The organism is Sphingomonas sp. Leaf34 (assembly GCF_001421805.1).
Taxonomy (GTDB): domain Bacteria; phylum Pseudomonadota; class Alphaproteobacteria; order Sphingomonadales; family Sphingomonadaceae; genus Sphingomonas.
In genome coordinates, this window is sequence record NZ_LMLC01000005.1 from 138,486 (window position 1) to 155,252 (window position 16,767).

At 67.1% G+C, this 16,767-nt stretch carries 20 protein-coding genes; 13 read left to right on the forward strand and 7 right to left on the reverse strand.

The window, feature by feature from the left end:
• Window positions 1–14 precede the first annotated feature (14 nt).
• The 4 genes from recO to thrS all read right to left on the reverse strand — a co-directional run bounded on the left by recO (window position 15) and on the right by thrS (window position 5,577).
• Complete coding sequence (gene recO / locus ASF00_RS15060) at window positions 15–746, reverse strand: DNA repair protein RecO (RefSeq protein ID WP_055881083.1); 732 nt, start codon at window positions 744–746, stop codon at window positions 15–17.
• Between the two features lie 83 nt (window positions 747–829).
• A complete protein-coding gene (uvrC, locus tag ASF00_RS15065; RefSeq protein ID WP_055881087.1) occupies window positions 830–2,755 on the reverse strand; it encodes an excinuclease ABC subunit UvrC in 1,926 nt (641 codons plus the stop codon).
• A 197-nt stretch (window positions 2,756–2,952) separates the two neighbouring features.
• Window positions 2,953–3,483: a translation initiation factor IF-3 gene (infC, locus tag ASF00_RS15070; protein WP_031396176.1), complete on the reverse strand. Its 531-nt coding sequence runs from the start codon at window positions 3,481–3,483 to the stop codon at window positions 2,953–2,955.
• Between the two features lie 102 nt (window positions 3,484–3,585).
• Entirely contained in the window at window positions 3,586–5,577 is a 1,992-nt protein-coding gene (thrS, locus tag ASF00_RS15075) for a threonine--tRNA ligase (protein ID WP_055881091.1), read from the reverse strand.
• A gap of 135 nt (window positions 5,578–5,712) precedes the next feature.
• On the opposite strand from thrS, the gene ASF00_RS15080 reads away from it, so the two are divergent.
• Entirely contained in the window at window positions 5,713–6,264 is a 552-nt protein-coding gene (locus tag ASF00_RS15080) for a hypothetical protein (protein WP_156348391.1), read from the forward strand.
• A gap of 159 nt (window positions 6,265–6,423) precedes the next feature.
• Here the strand turns inward: ASF00_RS15080 and ASF00_RS15085 are convergent, their stop codons facing one another.
• Window positions 6,424–7,239: an LD-carboxypeptidase gene (locus ASF00_RS15085; RefSeq protein ID WP_055881098.1), complete on the reverse strand. Its 816-nt coding sequence runs from the start codon at window positions 7,237–7,239 to the stop codon at window positions 6,424–6,426.
• Between the two features lie 52 nt (window positions 7,240–7,291).
• On the opposite strand from ASF00_RS15085, the gene ASF00_RS15090 reads away from it, so the two are divergent.
• From ASF00_RS15090 to ASF00_RS15135, 10 genes are all read left to right on the forward strand, one after another.
• Window positions 7,292–8,689, forward strand: a complete 1,398-nt coding sequence (locus ASF00_RS15090; protein WP_055881101.1) for a glutamate ligase domain-containing protein — start codon at window positions 7,292–7,294, stop codon at window positions 8,687–8,689.
• 25 nt (window positions 8,690–8,714) lie between these two features.
• Window positions 8,715–8,969, forward strand: coding sequence for a DUF6356 family protein (locus ASF00_RS15095; protein ID WP_055881104.1), 255 nt, complete (start codon window positions 8,715–8,717; stop codon window positions 8,967–8,969).
• A gap of 181 nt (window positions 8,970–9,150) precedes the next feature.
• A complete protein-coding gene (locus ASF00_RS15100) occupies window positions 9,151–9,555 on the forward strand; it encodes a hypothetical protein (protein ID WP_055881108.1) in 405 nt (134 codons plus the stop codon).
• Window positions 9,552–9,755: a helix-turn-helix transcriptional regulator gene (locus ASF00_RS15105; protein ID WP_055881111.1), complete on the forward strand. Its 204-nt coding sequence runs from the start codon at window positions 9,552–9,554 to the stop codon at window positions 9,753–9,755. Before ASF00_RS15100 ends, ASF00_RS15105 begins: the two co-directional genes overlap by 4 nt.
• Window positions 9,756–9,764: 9 nt before the next feature.
• Entirely contained in the window at window positions 9,765–10,565 is an 801-nt protein-coding gene (locus ASF00_RS15110) for an alpha/beta hydrolase family protein (protein ID WP_082463485.1), read from the forward strand.
• A complete protein-coding gene (locus ASF00_RS15115; RefSeq protein ID WP_156348392.1) occupies window positions 10,562–11,425 on the forward strand; it encodes a hypothetical protein in 864 nt (287 codons plus the stop codon). Before ASF00_RS15110 ends, ASF00_RS15115 begins: the two co-directional genes overlap by 4 nt.
• A 66-nt stretch (window positions 11,426–11,491) precedes the next feature.
• Window positions 11,492–11,908 (forward strand): VOC family protein, encoded by a 417-nt coding sequence (locus tag ASF00_RS15120; RefSeq protein WP_055881114.1) that lies wholly within the window; start codon window positions 11,492–11,494, stop codon window positions 11,906–11,908.
• A gap of 7 nt (window positions 11,909–11,915) precedes the next feature.
• Window positions 11,916–12,641 carry a hydroxyacylglutathione hydrolase gene (gloB, locus tag ASF00_RS15125; RefSeq protein WP_055881117.1) on the forward strand — a complete coding sequence of 242 codons (726 nt, stop codon included), beginning with the start codon at window positions 11,916–11,918 and terminating at the stop codon, window positions 12,639–12,641.
• 40 nt (window positions 12,642–12,681) lie between these two features.
• Window positions 12,682–13,098: a hypothetical protein gene (locus ASF00_RS15130; protein WP_055881121.1), complete on the forward strand. Its 417-nt coding sequence runs from the start codon at window positions 12,682–12,684 to the stop codon at window positions 13,096–13,098.
• The gene (locus tag ASF00_RS15135) at window positions 13,098–13,451 is read left to right on the forward strand and encodes a hypothetical protein (protein ID WP_055882330.1); all 354 of its coding nucleotides are present in this window, start codon (window positions 13,098–13,100) and stop codon (window positions 13,449–13,451) included. Before ASF00_RS15130 ends, ASF00_RS15135 begins: the two co-directional genes overlap by 1 nt.
• Before the next feature lie 246 nt (window positions 13,452–13,697).
• Here the strand turns inward: ASF00_RS15135 and ASF00_RS15140 are convergent, their stop codons facing one another.
• The gene (locus tag ASF00_RS15140; RefSeq protein WP_055881124.1) at window positions 13,698–14,492 is read right to left on the reverse strand and encodes a crotonase/enoyl-CoA hydratase family protein; all 795 of its coding nucleotides are present in this window, start codon (window positions 14,490–14,492) and stop codon (window positions 13,698–13,700) included.
• Window positions 14,493–14,586: 94 nt separating this feature from the next.
• Between ASF00_RS15140 and ASF00_RS15145 the strand changes: the two genes are divergently transcribed.
• Together ASF00_RS15145 and ASF00_RS15150 are read left to right on the forward strand one after the other, a co-directional pair.
• Window positions 14,587–15,042, forward strand: a complete 456-nt coding sequence (locus tag ASF00_RS15145) for a PaaI family thioesterase (protein WP_055881127.1) — start codon at window positions 14,587–14,589, stop codon at window positions 15,040–15,042.
• The gene (locus tag ASF00_RS15150) at window positions 15,039–15,428 is read left to right on the forward strand and encodes a PaaI family thioesterase (RefSeq protein WP_055881130.1); all 390 of its coding nucleotides are present in this window, start codon (window positions 15,039–15,041) and stop codon (window positions 15,426–15,428) included. Before ASF00_RS15145 ends, ASF00_RS15150 begins: the two co-directional genes overlap by 4 nt.
• A 121-nt stretch (window positions 15,429–15,549) precedes the next feature.
• Here the strand turns inward: ASF00_RS15150 and ASF00_RS15155 are convergent, their stop codons facing one another.
• Entirely contained in the window at window positions 15,550–16,689 is a 1,140-nt protein-coding gene (locus ASF00_RS15155; protein ID WP_082463486.1) for a PQQ-dependent sugar dehydrogenase, read from the reverse strand.
• Between the last annotated feature and the right edge of the window lie 78 nt (window positions 16,690–16,767).

Below are 16,767 nucleotides of genomic sequence, written 5' to 3' on the forward strand. Positions count from 1 at the left end.
CGGGCGGTGCGCACTCACGCAACCGCCCTTTTGAGCCGATCGACCAGCCGATCGCGTGCCGCCAACGGGTCGGCGCGCCGGTCGACGAGGATGTCGCGCGCGAGGAAATGGCCGGTCAATCGCAGCCCATCGAAGATGTCGGGCCAGTCCGCCTCGCCGCCGACCATGAGGAAGCTGGGCAATCTGAGCAGCTTGGCCTCATAGCCGAACGCGGCCGCGCGCGAGACCGCGGCGCCGCTCTTGGGGCTGACGAAACCGAGATCGTCCGCGATGCCGCTCGCGACGCACCGGTCGAGGTCGAGGCCGAAGCCGAGTTCCGCGAGCATCAGCAATTCGTACCGCACCAGCGCCGCCGCCCAGCCACGCGCCGACGGCGCCGCCTCGATCGCGCCGAGCACGCCGTCGAGCGCGTCGTGGATCTGCGGATAGGGCTGTGCTTCGGGCAGCGCCGCCGCGGTCAGCGCGGTCGCCCATTCGAGCGCCCCCGCGGCGAGCGGCTCGCCGTGCATCTGCGCGCGACTGTGGATCAGCTCGGCGGTGAGCGAGGCGAGCTGTTCGCCGGTGCGCGCCCGCCATTCGCCCTGGATGACGTTCGCCTGCAGCAACACCGGCCGCATCGCCCGCGACCGCCCGCCGCGGACATAGCCGGGCTGGACGCCGTCGTTCCTCGTCAGCGCCCGCACGATCGCGCCATGCTCGCCATGCTGACGGACGGCGACGACGATGGCGGCTGCGCGGAGGTGCATGATCGTCCTTACCCTTCCCGTCGCGGCGAGGGCATCCCCCGCAGACGACGCATCACAGGGCCGTGCGCTGGACGGTCCAGACGCTACCGCGAATGATAGAAGTCATACACCTGTTGCGCGACGCCCGCCGAGACGCCCGGCGCCTGTTGCAGATCCTGCAGGCTCGCATTGCGCACCGCGCGGCCGGTGCCGAAATGCATCAGCAACGCCTTTTTCCGCGCGGGGCCGATGCCGGGGACCTCGTCGAGCGGGCTCGCGCCGATCGCCTTGCTGCGCTTGTCGCGGTGGACGCCGATTGCGAACCGGTGGACCTCGTCGCGCAGCCGCTGGAGGTAGAACAGCACCGGCGCGTTGACCGGCAGCTGGAATTCGCGGCCGTCGAGCATGTGGAACACCTCGCGCCCGTCGCGGCCATGCTGCGGCCCCTTGGCGATCCCGACGAGGCACACGTCCTCGACGCCGATCTCTTCGAGCGCGGCCTTGACCGTGTTCAGCTGCCCCTTGCCGCCGTCGATCAGCACCAGGTCCGGCCATTCGCCCGAATCGCGATCGGGATCCTCGGCCTGCGCGCGCGCGAAGCGGCGGGTAAAGACCTCGCGCATCATCCCGAAATCGTCGCCCGGGATAGTGTCCTTGTCCTTGATGTTGAACTTTCGATACTGGCCCTTGCGGAAGCCCTCGGGCCCCGCGACGACCATCGCGCCGGTCGCGGCGGTGCCCTGGATATGGCTGTTGTCGTAGATCTCGATCCGCTGCGGCGGCTCGGCGAGGTCGAACAGGTCGGCGACCTCGCGCAGGAGCTTCGCCTGCGTGGTCGATTCGGCCTGGCGACGCTCGATCGCCTCGATCGCGTTGCGCTTGGCCTGATCCATCAGGCGACGGCGATCGCCGCGCTGCGGGACCTGGAGCGCGACCTTGTAGCCCGCGCGCTCGCCCAGCGCCTCGACGAGCAGCGCTGCTTCAGGGAGTTCGCGGTCGAGCAGGATCTGCCTCGCGGGCGGCACGTCCTCGTAGAACTGGCCGAGGAAGCTGGTGAGCACCTCGTCCTCGGGCACGTCGTTGGTGTGCTGCGGGAAGAAGCTGCGATGCCCCCAATTCTGGCCGCCGCGGATGAAGAACGCCTGGATGCCGATCAGCCCGTCCTTGCACGCCATCGCGAAGATGTCGGCGTCGCCCACGCCCTCGGCATTGATCGCCTGCGTGCCCTGGATGAACGTCAGCGCCTTCAACCGGTCGCGCAGCAGCGCGGCGAGCTCGAAGTCCATATTCTCGGCGGCGGCCTGCATCTGCGCGCCGAGCTTGGCCTGCACGCCGGTCGACTTGCCCGCGAGGAAGCTCTTCGCGTCCTCGACCAGCTCCTTGTACGCGGCCTCGTCGATCCGGCCGACGCACGGCGCGGAGCAGCGCTTGATCTGGTAGAGCAGGCACGGCCGGTCGCGCGTCTTGAAGAAGCTGTCAGTGCACGATCGCAGCAGGAACAGCTTCTGGAGCGCGTTGAGCGTGTTGTTGACCGACCCTGCGCTGGCGAACGGGCCGTAGTAATTGCCCTTCGCGCGCCTGGCGCCGCGATGCTTCTGGACGCGCGGGAAATCGTGATCGTCGCGCAGCAGGATGAACGGGAAGCTCTTATCGTCGCGCAACAGCACGTTGTAGGCGGGCCGATAGCGCTTGATGAGCTGCGATTCGAGCAGCAGCGCCTCGGCCTCGTTGTTGGTCGTGACGATCGTCATCGACCGCGTCTGCGACACCATCCGCTGGAGGCGCTTGGTCAGCCGCTCGACCTGGACATAGTTGGCGACTCGATTCCGCAACGCGCGCGCCTTGCCGACGTAGAGCACGTCGCCGCGCGCATCCTGCATGCGATAGACGCCGGGACGGACCGGCAGCGTGTCGAGCACGTTGCGGATTGCTGCGACGCCCGCCGCAAGGTCGGGTGCTTCACCACCGCCGCGCACCGCGAACGTGGATTTGTCTTCGTTGAATCGATCGGGAGAATTGGGAGAGGACATTGCAGGGGAATCTAGGCGCTACCCCCCGCTTCCGCCACCGTTGGAAAAAATCTTAGATCCCGCGCGGTTGAACCGTGCAGTCCGACCGTTGCAGACCCGACCCCGACCGCGACCGCCGCGGACATGACAAAGGCCGGCCCGACCCCTGTCGAACCGGCCTTCCAGACCTGCATGCGCTGATACCAGCGCCGCCGGGGTTATTTCGGCGCGAGTACCATCAGCATCTGACGGCCTTCCATGCGCGGATATGCCTCGATCTTGGCGATCTCCGCGACGTCGTCCTGGACGCGCTTCAACAGGTTCATGCCGAGCTGGCCATGGCTGAGCTCACGGCCGCGGAAGCGCAGCGTGATCTTGACCTTGTCGCCCTCGCCGATGAAGTCGTTCACCTTCTTCATCTTCGTGTCGTAGTCATGGTCGTCGATGTTCGGACGCATCTTGATCTCCTTGATCTCCTGCGTCTTCTGCGACTTGCGTGCGAGGTTCGCCTTCTTCTGCGCCTCGTACTTGAACTTGCCGACATCGAGGAACTTGGCGACGGGCGGATCGGCGTTAGGCGACACCTCGACCAGGTCGAGGCCATGCTCGGCTGCCTGCTCGATCGCTTCGCGCGTGTACATCACGCCCAGATTCTCGCCCTCGTGATCGATCACGCGGACCTTCTGGCTCTGGATGAATTCGTTGAATCGCGGGCCGTTCATTGCGGGCGTCTGCATCGGCCGGCGCATCGTGGGAGGACGTATGGGGGTTGCTCCTGTTGTTTCTGACAAAGTATTTGGGCCGGCATATAGCGCAAATTCGCACTCGCGAATAGCCGGCCCGTTACGGACTCACATATCGGGAGCGCGAGCCTCCACCGCAACCCGTGCCGCTGCATCGTCGAGACTCATCATCTCCTGCCCCTGGCTGCCGAGCCGACGGATCGCCACCGTGCCTTCGTCCGCCTCGCGCTTGCCCACCACGAACAGCAGCGGCACCTTGGCCAGCGAATGCTCGCGCACCTTGTAGTTGATCTTCTCGTTGCGCAGATCGGTCTCGACGCGGAGCCCGGCCTTGCGCAAGGTCGCAGCGACCTGATGCGCATAGTCGTCGGCATCGGACACGATCGTCGCGACCACCACCTGCACCGGTGCCAGCCACAGCGGGAAGCGCCCGGCATGATGCTCGATCAATATGCCGATGAACCGCTCGAACGTGCCCAGGATCGCGCGGTGGAGCATCACCGGCCGGTGCCGCTCGCCGTCCGCACCCACGTACGACGCGTCGAGTCGCTCGGGCAGCACGCGGTCCGACTGGATCGTGCCGACCTGCCACGTCCGCCCGATCGCATCGGTCAGGTGGAATTCGAGCTTGGGTGCATAGAAGGCGCCCTCACCCGGCAGTTCCTCGAAGTTCGCCTTGATCGTGTCGCTCAGGCCTGACTGCATCACCGCCTCGCGCAGCTCCGCTTCGGCCTTGTCCCACATCGCATCCTCGCCGAACCGCTTTTCGGGGCGCAGCGCGAGCTTCACCGCATACTCCTCGAAGCCCAGATCCTTGTAGACGCTGTCGAGCAGCTCGCAGAATTTCCGGACTTCCTCGACCAGCTGGTCCTCGCGGACGAAGATATGCGCGTCGTCCTGCGTGAACTGGCGGACGCGCATGATGCCGTGCAGCGCGCCATGCGGCTCGTTGCGGTGGCAGCAGCCGAACTCCGCCATCCGGATCGGCAGGTCGCGATACGACTTGATCCCCTGCTTGAAGATCAGGACGTGCGCCGGGCAGTTCATCGGTTTCAGCGCCATCAGGTCACCCTCGCCCGACAGGACCGCGCCCTCGTCCTCAACGTTCGGGATCTCGTCGGGCACCACGAACATGTTCTCGCGGTACTTGCCCCAGTGGCCGGACTGCTCCCACTGCTTGGCGTCCATCAGCTGCGGGGTCTTCACCTCGGCATAGTCGGCCGCATCGAGGCGGCGGCGCATATACGCCTCCATCTGGCGCCAGAGCACGAAGCCCTTGGGATGCCAGAACACCGACCCCTGCGCCTCGGACTGGAGATGGAACAGGTCCATTTCCGCGCCGATTTTCCGATGATCGCGCTTGGCGGCTTCCTCGAGCCGGAAGAGATGCTGGTCGAGCTGCTTCTTGTTGAGCCAGCCGGTGCCGTAGATCCGGCTGAGCATCGCGTTCTTCTGATCGCCGCGCCAGTAAGCCCCCGACACGCGCGTCAGCTTGAACGCGGCAGGGTCGAGCTTGCCCGTCGAGACCATGTGCGGCCCCCGGCACATGTCGAGCCACTCGCCCTGGCGATAGATCGTCAGCTCCTCGCCCTCGGGAAGCTCGGCGGCCCATTCGGCCTTGAACGTCTCGCCCTGCGCGGTCCAGCGGTCGATCAGCTGCTGGCGGCTCCACACCTCGCGCAGGAACGGCTCGTTGCGGGCGATGATCGCCCGCATCTCCGCCTCGATCGCTGGCAGGTCCTCGTCGGTGAACGGCCGGTCCTTCGGCGCGAAGTCGTAATAGAAGCCGTCATCGGTCGCCGGCCCGAAGGTGATCTGCGTACCGGGGAACAGGTGCTGGACGGCTTCGGCCATTACGTGCGCGAGATCGTGCCGGACGAGTTCGAGCGCCTCCGCCTCGTCGCGTGCAGTGACGAGCGCGAGCTGCGTATCACCCTCGAACGGCCGGCTGAGATCGCGGACCTGCCCGTCGATCCGCGCGGCGAGCGCGGCCTTGGCGAGCCCCGGCCCGATCGCTGCGGCGACGTCTGCGGGGGTAGTCCCGGGCGCAACCTCGCGGACGGAACCGTCGGGAAGCGTGATTCGGAACATTGCAGACATGGGAGACTTTCTCTCGGGATTGGTGCGTACGAGCGCGCATCGCGCCGTGCGTATATAAGGCGATCCGCGAAGAGGGCTACTCTAGACGGACATGACGGACCGGTGCAGCATGGCGGCAACGTTTGGGAGACAGGAATGCTGGGTGCTTTGCTGATGTTGTCCGCCGCCGCTGCGCCTGCACCACGATGCGCGCCAACCCGACTTGCGGCGTGTCGCGATACGAACCAGCTGATCATGGCGCCGGCGTTCACCGCCGCGGTCCGGCGGTTCATCGGCACGCGCAAGGCGTCGTACCTGTACGCGAATGGCGACGTCGCGGATCAGCAGATCGAGGTCTTGCACGGACCACCCGACGAACCGACGCGGATCGGAAGTCTCTATCGCTTCACCGCGTGTCGCGCGCATAGCTGCCCGGAAAAGGGCGCGGCGGTGCTCGATCCCGCCGGGAAAATCGTGGCGCTGGCGATCCTCTATTCGCCATGCGCGACGGCGGACGCGCGCGACTGCAACCGACGCAACGATCTGGTCGTGTTCATGCGCGAGCGGGATCGGCAGCAGCGGATCGAGGTGGTCGCGAATCTGCGCGCCTGGGCGGTGGATCAGGTGGCGGCGAGCTATACCTTGCCGGGGCAGCCCAAGGTGCGGTTTGGCGGGATGCAGCTGATCGATCCGACGGCGGTGCGATAAAGCGCATCTTCAGGAAGAGATACCTCCCCGGCGGAGGCCGGGGTCCAATTGGGAAACGGTGCTAACGGCGGATCACGCTTCATTACGCCGACCTTTCCACTTGGGCCCCGGCCTCCGCCGGGGAGGTGCTGGTTCTTATCGCGCGCGCCGTTCTACCGCTCAGACCACACCGAACGGCACCACCCGGTTCGCCTGCGTGTGCCCGATCTCCGCGCGCCCGAGATACGGTACGCCCATGTCGCGCGACCAGCGGATCATCATATAGTCGAGCGTCTCGCCCCAGGGCGGATCATTCTCCTGCACCGCCGTCACCGCCCCCAGCCGCAGCCCCGCAATGCCCTTCAACTGCGTGGCGTTGGCGACTTTGAACAGCATGCGGTCGATCGCGTACATCGGCTCGGACACCTCCTCGACGATCAGCACGTGATCGGTGAGGTCGGGCAGCCACGGCGTCCCGATCAGCGAGGTCAGGATGCTCAGGTTGAACGCCGCCGACGGCCGCCCCTCCAGCCCCGGCTCCAATCCTGCCCGATCGCCGTGCACCATCCAGCCAAGCGACCGCGCGACCGTCGCTTCACCATCGTGGCGGTTGATGTCGCTGACCATCGGCCCGTGCACCGGCCGCCCGATCCTGCGCGCATAAAGCGCCCCGAGCAGGAACCCAACGTCGGAATAGCCGAGATACGTCTTGTGCCGCGCCGCGCGGCCGAGTTCGGGCATCACCATCGCGAGGATGCGGTTCGCGCCATAGCCGCCGCGCAGGAACCAGAGCGCGTCGAACGCCGGGTCGTTGGCGTATTCGAGAAATGCGGCGGCACGGCGAAAGTCGGAGCCCGCGAAATGGCCGTCGGTCTCCAGGCATTGCGGATGGAAGACGAGCTCGACCTCCGGGAAGGCGGTCGCCGCATACGCGGTGATCTTGGCAATCGCCGCGGGATTGGTCCGGCTCGACGCGGCGAGGACACCGATGCGCATTGTTCGTGTTCCCGACCTTGCCCCGTTACCGAACCGCCCATATCGCGGGCCGATGGATATCAGCAAATCTTGTTTCTTCGTCGGCATCGGTGGCTCGGGCATGATGCCGCTCGCGATGATCCTCGCGGGCCGCGGCGCGACCGTCGCGGGATCGGACCGCAACCTCGACCAGGGGCGCGTCCCCGCCAAGTTCGACGACCTTGCCGCCAAGGGCGTCGCGCTGTTCCCGCAGGACGGCAGCGGGATCGCCTCGGCGGACCAGTTGGTGATCGCCTCCGCCGCGATCGAGGCGAGCGTGCCCGACATGATCGCCGCCGACGCTCTGGGCTGCGAGCGCGCGACGCGGGCGTCGATGCTTGCGTCGCTGTTCAACGACAGCCGGCTGCCGATCGGGGTCGCGGGGACGAGCGGCAAGTCGACCGTGACCGGGATGATCGGCTGGATCCTGCATGCCGTCGGGCGCGATCCGACGGTGATGAACGGCGCGGTGATGAAGAACTTCGCGACCCCCGACGCACCGTTCGCGAGCGCGCTGGTCGGCGCGGGCGAGGTGTTCGTGAGCGAAGTCGACGAAAGCGACGGATCGATCGCGGGCTATGCGCCGAAGATCGCGGTGCTCAACAATGTCAGCCTCGATCACAAGTCGCTCGACGAACTCCGCCTGCTGTTCGGCAACTTCATCGCCGTGGCCGAGACGGCGGTGGTCAATGCGAACGATCCCGACGCCGCGGCACTCGCCGCGCGGCTGCCGCGCGGTCAGGTGACGACGTTTGCGATCGATGCGTCCGCCGATCTGCGGGCGGAAAACCTGAAGCCCGAGCCGTTCGCGATCCGCTTCGATCTCGTGTCGCGCGGCGTGCGGACGCCCGTCAGGCTGGCCGTTCCGGGCCGGCACAACGTGTCGAACGCGCTGGCCGCGATCGGCGCGGCGATGGCGGCGGACGTGTCGCTGGGCGACGCGGTCAAGGCGATCGCGGGGTTCACGGGCCTGCGTCGTCGCTTCGATCGCGTCGGAGATGCGGCCGGCGTCGCGGTGATCGACGATTTCGGGCACAACCCGGACAAGATCGCCGCCACGCTCGACACGCTTCACGCGTTTCCCGGGCGACTGCTCCTGCTGTTCCAGCCGCATGGTTATGGCCCGCTGAAGGTGATGGGTCGCGAACTCGTCGCGACGTTCGTCGACCGGATGGCGGAGGAGGACGTGCTGGTCCTCCCCGACCCGGCCTATTACGGTGGCACCGTCGATCGCGCGGTCACCAGTGCGGATATCGTCGGGCAGATCGTCGCGGGCGGTCGCGACGCGCGGCACATCGCCGACCGCGCCGAGGCCGCCGCCGCGCTGGTCGCCGAAGCCCGCCCCGGCGACCGGATCGTCGTGATGGGCGCGCGCGACGACACGCTGAGCGTCTTGGCGGCGGGGATGGTCGACGCCCTGGCCGCGCGCTGATATAGCGGAGAGCAGGAGACTGCCGATGTTCCGCCGCCTGTTCCTCGATCACCCCGCCACCGTCGGCGAAAGCTATGCCGAGCATTTCGGCGTCGCCGGACGCTTCGGTATCACGATGATCAAGGGCGGCCTCGGCGCGCTGGTCCATGCCTTCGTGCCGGCACTGTGCAAGACGCGCGGGAGCGAGACGGTCGCCGAACTGCACCGGCAGATGGTCGAGAAGCGCGGCGCGGTCGCGGCGGACCAGGTGCAGATGAAGACGGTCGAGTTCATCATCTGACGATTGCCGGGAAGCCCGCGGGCTTCCAAAGGTTACGATAAAGTCACGCCTGGAACGCTTCTGCGATCGTCCCCCGCCAGGGGGAGGATTGTGATGACGTGTGTGATGACGTGTAAAGCTTCATTGACTCTGCGCGGTGACAATGACAAGTTTCCTTTACCGATTCGAAAGGACGCTTTCCATGCTCACGAACCCTGCCATTCGCCGGTATAACCGGCGCGTCATCGTGCTCAGTCTCGTCTACGTAGCGCTGCTGTTCGCCACGATTTATCTATTCCGGCGTGGCGCGCTGCACGGGCCGATCGCCTATGTCGCCGCGCTGCTGCCTGCGCTGCCGCTGATCGGCATCTTCCTCGTGCTCGGCCGCTATATCGTCGAGGAAACCGACGAATATCTGCGGATGCTGATGATCCGCCAGTCGCTGGTCGCCAGCGGGTTCATGCTGAGCGTGATGACCGCATGGGGATTTCTCGAAGGCTTCGGGCTGGTGCCGCACATCGCCGCCTATTACGCGGCGGTATTGTGGTTTGCCGGTCTGTGGGTCGGCTGGGGCTATAACATCGCCACGATGCGTCGCGGCGCATGAAAAACCGTCTCAAGGTGCTGCGCGCCGAGCGCGACTGGAGCCAGGGCGACCTGGCCGAGCGGCTCGACGTGTCGCGGCAGAGCGTCAACGCGATCGAGACGGGGCGTTACGATCCGTCGCTGCCGCTGGCGTTCAAGATCGCCGAACTGTTCGGGCTGGCGATCGAAGACATCTTCACCAGCCCCTCGAAGACGGTCTAAAGCTGCGGGATGACCGATACGACCACGCCGCCCGCCGCCCCGCACTCTGCCGACACGCCGTCTGCTGATACGCCGTCTGCTGATACGCCGCCCGCCAGGGAGCGCCCGCGCCTCGCCTATCATCACACGCCGGGCACCGCGCCGACGATCGTGTTCCTGTCGGGCTACGCGTCCGACATGGCCGGGACCAAGGCGGTGACTCTTGAGGCGTGGGCGAAGTCCGAGGGGCGCGCGTTCCTGCGGTTCGATTATGGCGGGTGCGGACAGAGCGAAGGCGCGTTCGAGGAGCAGACGCTGGCCGATTGGCGCGACGACGCGCTGGCGATGCTCGACGCGCTGGTCGAGGACAGCGCGGTGATCGTCGGGTCGTCGATGGGCGGGTGGCTGATGCTGCTCGTGGCGAAGCTGCGCCCCGATCTGGTCAAGGGGCTGGTCGGGATCGCGCCCGCGCCCGACTTTACCGACTGGGGCTTCACCACCGACGAGAAGATGGCGTTGCTGACCAACGGGCGGCTCGAGCGCAAGAACCCGTACGGTCCCGAGCCGACCGTCTATACCCGCGCCTTCTGGTCGTCGGGCGAGGCGAACCGGCTGATGTTCGGCGAGATCGCGATCGACGGCCCGGTCCGGCTGGTCCAGGGGCAGCGCGATCCCGACGTGCCGTGGCACCGCACCGCGCGGCTGGCCGAGCTGTTGCGTTCAGCCGATGTGCAGACATGGCTGGTCAAGGACGGCGACCACCGCCTGTCGCGCGACAGCGACATTTCCCTCATCATCCGGGCGGTCGAGGATGTGATCGCCGCTTTATGATCCTGCCATTGCTGCTTCTGTCGCTGGCGCAGGCTGGCCCCGCGGCCGCCACGCCCAAGCCCAACGTGGCGTCAATAAAGCCGAACGCAGCATCGCCCAAGGCGATGGCGGGCCCGCTCGACATCCGGACCGACCGGTTGCAACGCTGCGTCGCGCTTGCCGAGAGCGATCCGGCGGCGGCGCGCGCCGAGGCGGGACGCTGGCGGATCGCCGGCGGGCGTTTTCTCGCGCGGGGATGCGCCGGGCTGGCGTTCGCGGCGGAGAAGAGTTGGCCCTCCGCCGCGGGCGAGTTCGAGGAGGCCGCGCGTGCGGCACAACTCGCCAAGGATATACGCGCCGCGACCTACTGGGCGCAGGCGGGGAATGCATGGCTGGCTGCGGCACAGCCTGCCAAGGCGCGCGCGGCGCTCGATTCGGCGCTGACCGCGGGGACGCTCACCGGTCTGCCGCTGGGCGAGGCGCAGCTCGACCATGCGCGCGCGCTGGTCGCGACGGGCGATCTCGAATCGGCGCGGACCGATATCGATCTGGCGCTGACCAATGCCGCGGACGATCCGCTCGCGTGGCTGTTGTCGGCGACGCTGGCGCGGCGCGAGGGCAATCCCGCGCGTGCCAAGACGGATATCGGCGAGGCGTTGAAGCGCGCGGCGGACGACGCGTCGGTGCAGCTCGAGGCGGGCAATATCGCGGCGCTGGCAGGCGACGAGGCTGGCGCGCGCGCGGCGTGGGGACAGGCGGCGCGGCTGGCGCCCGAGACCTCGGTGGGACGGAGCGCGGTGACCGCGCTGCGGCAGTTCGACGCGGGCGGCAGCGCACCGCGTGCCGACCCGCCCAATGCCGGCGTTCCGGTCGGACGCTGACGTCGCGCCCTTTCACCACCCCCTCCCAGTGCCTATCTCCCGTTCCGAACAACCCTCGGAGCAAGCATGAAATACCTCCACACGATGATCCGCGTGACCGATCCGGCCAAGACGATCGCGTTCTTCGAGCTACTCGGGCTGAAGGAGGTCCGCCGGATGGAAAACGAGAAGGGCCGCTTCACGCTGATCTTCCTGTCGGTCCCCGGCGACGAGGGCGCCGAGGTCGAGCTGACGCACAATTGGGATCCCGAAGAGTATGGCGAGGGTCGCAATTTCGGGCATCTCGCCTACCGCGTCGACAATATCTACGACACCTGCCAGCGGCTTCACGATGCCGGCGTGACGATCAATCGGCCGCCGCGCGACGGGCACATGGCCTTCGTGCGGACCCCCGACAACATCTCGATCGAGCTGTTGCAGGCCGACGGTGCGCTCGATCCGGCCGAGCCCTGGGCGTCGATGCCGAACACTGGCAAGTGGTAAGAGGCTGATGCTTGATATCGTCCGCGTCCCCGTCCTTTCCGACAATTATGCCTGGCTGATTCACGACACCGTCTCGGGTGAGACGGTGGTGGTCGATCCGGGCGAGGCGGGGCCGGTGATCGCCGCCGCCAAGATGCGCGACTGGCGGATCGACCGGGTGTGGACGACGCACTGGCATCCCGATCACACCGGCGGCAACGCCGAGATGAAGGCGTATGGCGCGACGATCGTCGGCCCGGCGGCAGAGGCGGACAAGATCCCGACTCTCGACGAGCAGGTCGGCGAAGGCGATGTCGTGCGGATCGGCGCGCATGCGGCGACCGTGATGACGGTGCCGGGGCATACGCAGGGGCATATCGCGTTCCATTTCGCCGCCGATTCGGCGATCTTCACCGGCGACACGCTGTTCGCAATGGGGTGTGGCCGGTTGTTCGAGGGCACGCCCGCCGACATGTTCGCGAACATGCAGCGATATGCGATGCTGTCGGACGAGACCGAGGTGTTCTGCGGGCACGAATATACGCAGAGCAACGGCCGCTATGCGCTGGTCGCCGAGCCGGACAATGCCGATACCGTCGCGCGGATGGCCGAGGTGGACGCGGCGCGCGCGAAGGGTGAGCCGACCGTGCCGACGACGATGGGGCTGGAGCGCGCGACGAATCCGTTCCTGCGGGCGACGTCGGTCGAGCAGTTGGCGGGCTATCGCGCGGCGAAGGATGCGTTTCGCGGGTAAGAGGCGTATGGAGGTGGCAAGACTTTCGAGGAGCGTTGCGATGCGTATGCTTTTCCTGCCACTCCTGATGCTGCCGGCGGCGCTGCTCGGCGCGTGTACGCAGACGCAGGCCGATGTCGAGCGCGCACAGGTCCGCGAGGCGGGCGTGCAGGAGAAGCTGGCGAAGGAACTGGCGGGGCTGGTGCCGGGCAAGCCGGTAAGCTGCATCAACCAGTTCCCGCAAAAGCAGAGTTCGGGCTATGGTGCGACGATCCTGTACCGCGCCAGCGGCAACCTGGTCTATCGCAGCGATACCGTCGGCGGGTGCGAGGGGATCGCGCGCGGCGACGTGCTCGTCACGCAGACGCCGACCGGGCAGCTGTGCCGAGGCGACATCGCCCGGACGTTCGACCAGGCGTCGCGCTTCCCGACCGGCAGTTGCAGCTTCGGCGCGTTCGTACCGTATCGGAAGCCATGATGCGCGCACCGGTTCTCGCGGCGGTGGCGCTGATGCTGGTGGCGGGCAAGTCCGACCCGCTCGCCGGGCGACCGGCGGGCGCCCCGGTGCGGTGCATCAACCTGCAACAGCTGAACGGGCCCGAGATCGTCGATTCGCAGACGATCCTGTACCGGCAATCGGGCAAGCGGATCTGGAAGACCGGGCCGGTGGGCGGGTGCCCCTCGCTGCGGCCGCTCGATACGATGATCGTCGATGTTTACGGCGGGCAGCTTTGCCAGAACGACCGCTTCCGGACGGTGTCGCCGGGCATGTCGATCCCGTCGGGCTATTGCCGGTTCCGGGATTTCACGCCGTACGACAAGGTGAAGTAGCGGCACCCCCCCAATCCGTAACACACCACCCCGGCGAAGGCCGGGGTCCAGTTGGGCGATGCTGATGGTGTAGGACGGCGCTTCGTTACGACAACCTTTCCAACTGGCCCCCGGCCTCCGCCGGGGTGGTAACGAACGCCCTCCCCCGTCATCCTGACGAAAGTCAGGACCCAGAGTACCACGCGCCGCCCTCCGCAACCCTGGGTCCTGACTTTCGTCAGGATGACGCGCGCGCCCGCGGGGGCCTTAGTCGACGAACACTGCCGCGCGCTTCTCCATGTTGGCCCGCACCTGTTCGACCTGGTTGGGCGTGCGGATGACCTTCAGCTGTTCCTCGGTCTCGGCGTGCAGGATCGCCACCGCGTCCGCATCCGCCGCGAGGTTGTAGAGACGCTTCGCGCCCTGGATCGCGTGGGGGTTCCTGGCGGCGATCTCGCGCGCGAGCATCATTGCCTCGCCGAGCGGGTCTTCGGACAGCCGCGTGACGAAACCGTGGCGCACCGCCTCCGCGCCGTCGAACTCGCGCGCGGTGTAGGTGAGTTCGCGGAGCACGTCGTCGCGCGCCAGCGTGCGCCACAGCGCGATGCCGGCCATGTCGGGGACGAGGCCCCAATGGCTTTCACGGATCGCGAAACGCGCGCTTGGATGCGCGATTCGGATGTCCGCGCCCGACATGATCTGGAACCCCCCGCCGAACGCGACGCCGTGGACCGCGGCGATCACCGGCATCGGCAACGTGCGCCAGCCCCACGCGACCTGCTGCGGGAGGTTCGCGCCGCCCGCGGTCCGGTCGCCGAGCTCCAGCCCCGACCCGCCGCTCGCCATCGATGCCATGTCGAGCCCGGCGCAGAACGCCTTGCCCTCGCCCGACAGCACGACGCAGCGGACGTCCTTCATGGCCGCGAGCTGGTCGATAGCCGCGGCGATGCCCGCGAACATCGCCGGGTCGATCGCGTTCATCTTGTCCGCGCGATTGAGGCGGACGTCGGCGACGCCCTCGGTGACGGTGATGGTGACCCGGTCGTTGCTGGCATCGTTCATTTAGGCGATCCTCTCGATCTTTGCGGCGACGCTAACCGCGCCCGCGCTCGCCCGCAATGTTGCGCCCCGACGCGCGGCGTGTAGAGGCGGGCGGATGGCTGGTTTTGATCCACAATGGTTTGCGACGCGCGGCTTCGGCGGGCACGGCGCCGCGCTGGGGATGCGCTATCACGCGCATGGCGACGACTGGGCGGAGCTCGCGCTGCCCTATGACACCAAGCTCATCGGCGATCCGGCGAGCGGCGTGATCGCGTCGGGGCCGATCATCACGATGATGGACATGGCGACGAGTCTGGCGATCTGGATCAAGCGCAACGCGTTCGTGCCGCACGCGACGCTCGACCTGCGCGTCGATTATCTGCGCCCCGCCACGCCGGGGAAGACGGTGATCGGGCGCGGCGAATGCTACCGGATCACGCGCTCGATCGCGTTCGTGCGCGGGCAGGCGCATGACGGTGATCCGAGCGATCCGCTCGCGCACGTCGCGGGGACGTTCATGGTGGTGGGCGATGTCGCGGGCATGGGCCTCAACCGAAGGATCGAGGCATGAGCATCGGCCTGCCGCCCTATGCGGAGATCCTGCGCGTCTCGGTCGAGATCGAGGAAGGCGCGCCGCCCGTGCTGCTGATGCCGTTTGCGGACGACGTTTTGGGCCGGCCGGGGTTCTTGCATGGCGGTGCGATCTCGGGGTTGCTGGAGATGGCGGCGATCGCGGCGTTGCAGCATGCGCTGGAGGCTGAAGGTGGCGGCGCGATCAAGCCGGTGAACGTCACCGTCGATTTCATGCGCGGCGGCAGGGATAAGCCGACGCGGGCGGCGGGCGTGGTGACGCGGCTGGGCACGCGCGTGGCCAATGTCGAGGCGACCGCGTGGCAGGACGAGCGCGACAAGCCGATCGCGGCGGCGCGGATGAACTATCTGATCGTGAGAGACTGATCTTCTGCTCCCCTTCCGCTTGCGGGAGGGGTCGGGGGAGGGGCGCGCGCCACCAGCCTGACGCCGGTACGTACGTAGCCCCCTCCCCTAACCCCTCCCGCAAGCGGGAGGGGATTGTGGCCTACTTCGCGGTCAGCTTAATCAACCGGCCTTGCGAATCGCCGCCGTCCTCGAGCACCCAGATCGCGCCGTCGGGCCCCTGTTCGACGTCGCGGATGCGCGCCCCCATGCCCCACTGGTCACCCTTGGCCGCATTCGTGCCGTTCAGGTCCACGCGGACGAGCGATTGCGACGACAGCCCGCCGATGAACGCATCCCCCTTCCACTGCGGAAACATCGCCCCCGAATAGATCATCAGGCCGCCGGGCGAGATCACGGGGTTCCACGACACCTTGGGCGGCTCATAGCCGTCGCCCGGCTTGTGATCGGGGATATCCCGGCCGTCGTAATGGCTCCCGTTCGACGCGTTGGGCCAGCCATAGTTGAGGCCGGGCTTGATCAGATTGACCTCGTCGCCGCCCTTGGGCCCCATCTCCTGCTCCCAGAGATTGCCCTGCGCGTCGAACGCGATCCCGAGCAGGTTGCGGTGGCCGTAGCTCCAGATTTCGGGCGCGAAGCCCTTTGCGGCAAGCGGATTGCCGGGCGCGGGTTTGCCGTCGAGCGTTAGCCGCAGCACTTTGCCGAGCGTCATCTTCGGGTCTTGCGCGGGGGTGAACTTCTGGCGCTCGCCGTTGGTGAAGAACAAATATTTGCCGTCGGGCGAGAACGCGATGCGGCCGGAATAATGGCCGTTGCCCTCGACGAACGGGCGGGCACGAAACAGTTCCTCGACACCCTCCAGCCGCGGGCCGCGGTTACTCAAGACAAATTTGCCACGCCAAAGCGCGACGCCCTTACCCCCTTCGCCGACGGTCGATCCCGAAAAATAGACGAGATGGTTTCGTGCATAATCAGGAGCCAGAACCACGTCCATCAAAGCCCCTTGCCCGGCGGAGTCGATTTTGGGGACGCCGGCGACGGGCATCGTAGCCACGACACTGCCTTTTGCTCCGGAACCAAGCATCAGGAAGACCATCCGGCCGTCCTTTTCGGTCACCAACGCACCTTCTGGCAACACCGTCATCGCCCAAGGCGACTCGAAATCGGCGACCACCGTCTCCTTGAACGGCTTCCCAGCCGCCGCGGGTTGCGCGGAACAGGCGGTTGCGGCGAGCGGCGTGGCGGACAGCAGAACGGTTGCAAACAGAGTGCGACGGATCATGATTCTCTCCCGGAAATCCCTGTGCAAACGCGGCGTGACGAACGAAGGTTGCTCCCGCTTGCGGAGCGACACCAGCCG

What these genes read in the sequence shown, in the direction of transcription:
- recO (WP_055881083.1), bottom strand. Translation starts at nt 746, where the DNA reads ATGCACCTCCGCGCAGCCGCCATCGTCGTCGCCGTCCGTCAGCATGGC.
- uvrC (WP_055881087.1), bottom strand. Translation starts at nt 2,755, where the DNA reads ATGTCCTCTCCCAATTCTCCCGATCGATTCAACGAAGACAAATCCACG.
- infC (WP_031396176.1), bottom strand. Translation starts at nt 3,483, where the DNA reads ATGCGCCGGCCGATGCAGACGCCCGCAATGAACGGCCCGCGATTCAAC.
- thrS (WP_055881091.1), bottom strand. Translation starts at nt 5,577, where the DNA reads ATGTCTGCAATGTTCCGAATCACGCTTCCCGACGGTTCCGTCCGCGAG.
- ASF00_RS15080 (WP_156348391.1), top strand. Translation starts at nt 5,713, where the DNA reads ATGCTGGGTGCTTTGCTGATGTTGTCCGCCGCCGCTGCGCCTGCACCA.
- ASF00_RS15085 (WP_055881098.1), bottom strand. Translation starts at nt 7,239, where the DNA reads ATGCGCATCGGTGTCCTCGCCGCGTCGAGCCGGACCAATCCCGCGGCG.
- ASF00_RS15090 (WP_055881101.1), top strand. Translation starts at nt 7,292, where the DNA reads ATGGATATCAGCAAATCTTGTTTCTTCGTCGGCATCGGTGGCTCGGGC.
- ASF00_RS15095 (WP_055881104.1), top strand. Translation starts at nt 8,715, where the DNA reads ATGTTCCGCCGCCTGTTCCTCGATCACCCCGCCACCGTCGGCGAAAGC.
- ASF00_RS15100 (WP_055881108.1), top strand. Translation starts at nt 9,151, where the DNA reads ATGCTCACGAACCCTGCCATTCGCCGGTATAACCGGCGCGTCATCGTG.
- ASF00_RS15105 (WP_055881111.1), top strand. Translation starts at nt 9,552, where the DNA reads ATGAAAAACCGTCTCAAGGTGCTGCGCGCCGAGCGCGACTGGAGCCAG.
- ASF00_RS15110 (WP_082463485.1), top strand. Translation starts at nt 9,765, where the DNA reads ATGACCGATACGACCACGCCGCCCGCCGCCCCGCACTCTGCCGACACG.
- ASF00_RS15115 (WP_156348392.1), top strand. Translation starts at nt 10,562, where the DNA reads ATGATCCTGCCATTGCTGCTTCTGTCGCTGGCGCAGGCTGGCCCCGCG.
- ASF00_RS15120 (WP_055881114.1), top strand. Translation starts at nt 11,492, where the DNA reads ATGAAATACCTCCACACGATGATCCGCGTGACCGATCCGGCCAAGACG.
- gloB (WP_055881117.1), top strand. Translation starts at nt 11,916, where the DNA reads ATGCTTGATATCGTCCGCGTCCCCGTCCTTTCCGACAATTATGCCTGG.
- ASF00_RS15130 (WP_055881121.1), top strand. Translation starts at nt 12,682, where the DNA reads ATGCGTATGCTTTTCCTGCCACTCCTGATGCTGCCGGCGGCGCTGCTC.
- ASF00_RS15135 (WP_055882330.1), top strand. Translation starts at nt 13,098, where the DNA reads ATGCGCGCACCGGTTCTCGCGGCGGTGGCGCTGATGCTGGTGGCGGGC.
- ASF00_RS15140 (WP_055881124.1), bottom strand. Translation starts at nt 14,492, where the DNA reads ATGAACGATGCCAGCAACGACCGGGTCACCATCACCGTCACCGAGGGC.
- ASF00_RS15145 (WP_055881127.1), top strand. Translation starts at nt 14,587, where the DNA reads ATGGCTGGTTTTGATCCACAATGGTTTGCGACGCGCGGCTTCGGCGGG.
- ASF00_RS15150 (WP_055881130.1), top strand. Translation starts at nt 15,039, where the DNA reads ATGAGCATCGGCCTGCCGCCCTATGCGGAGATCCTGCGCGTCTCGGTC.
- ASF00_RS15155 (WP_082463486.1), bottom strand. Translation starts at nt 16,689, where the DNA reads ATGATCCGTCGCACTCTGTTTGCAACCGTTCTGCTGTCCGCCACGCCG.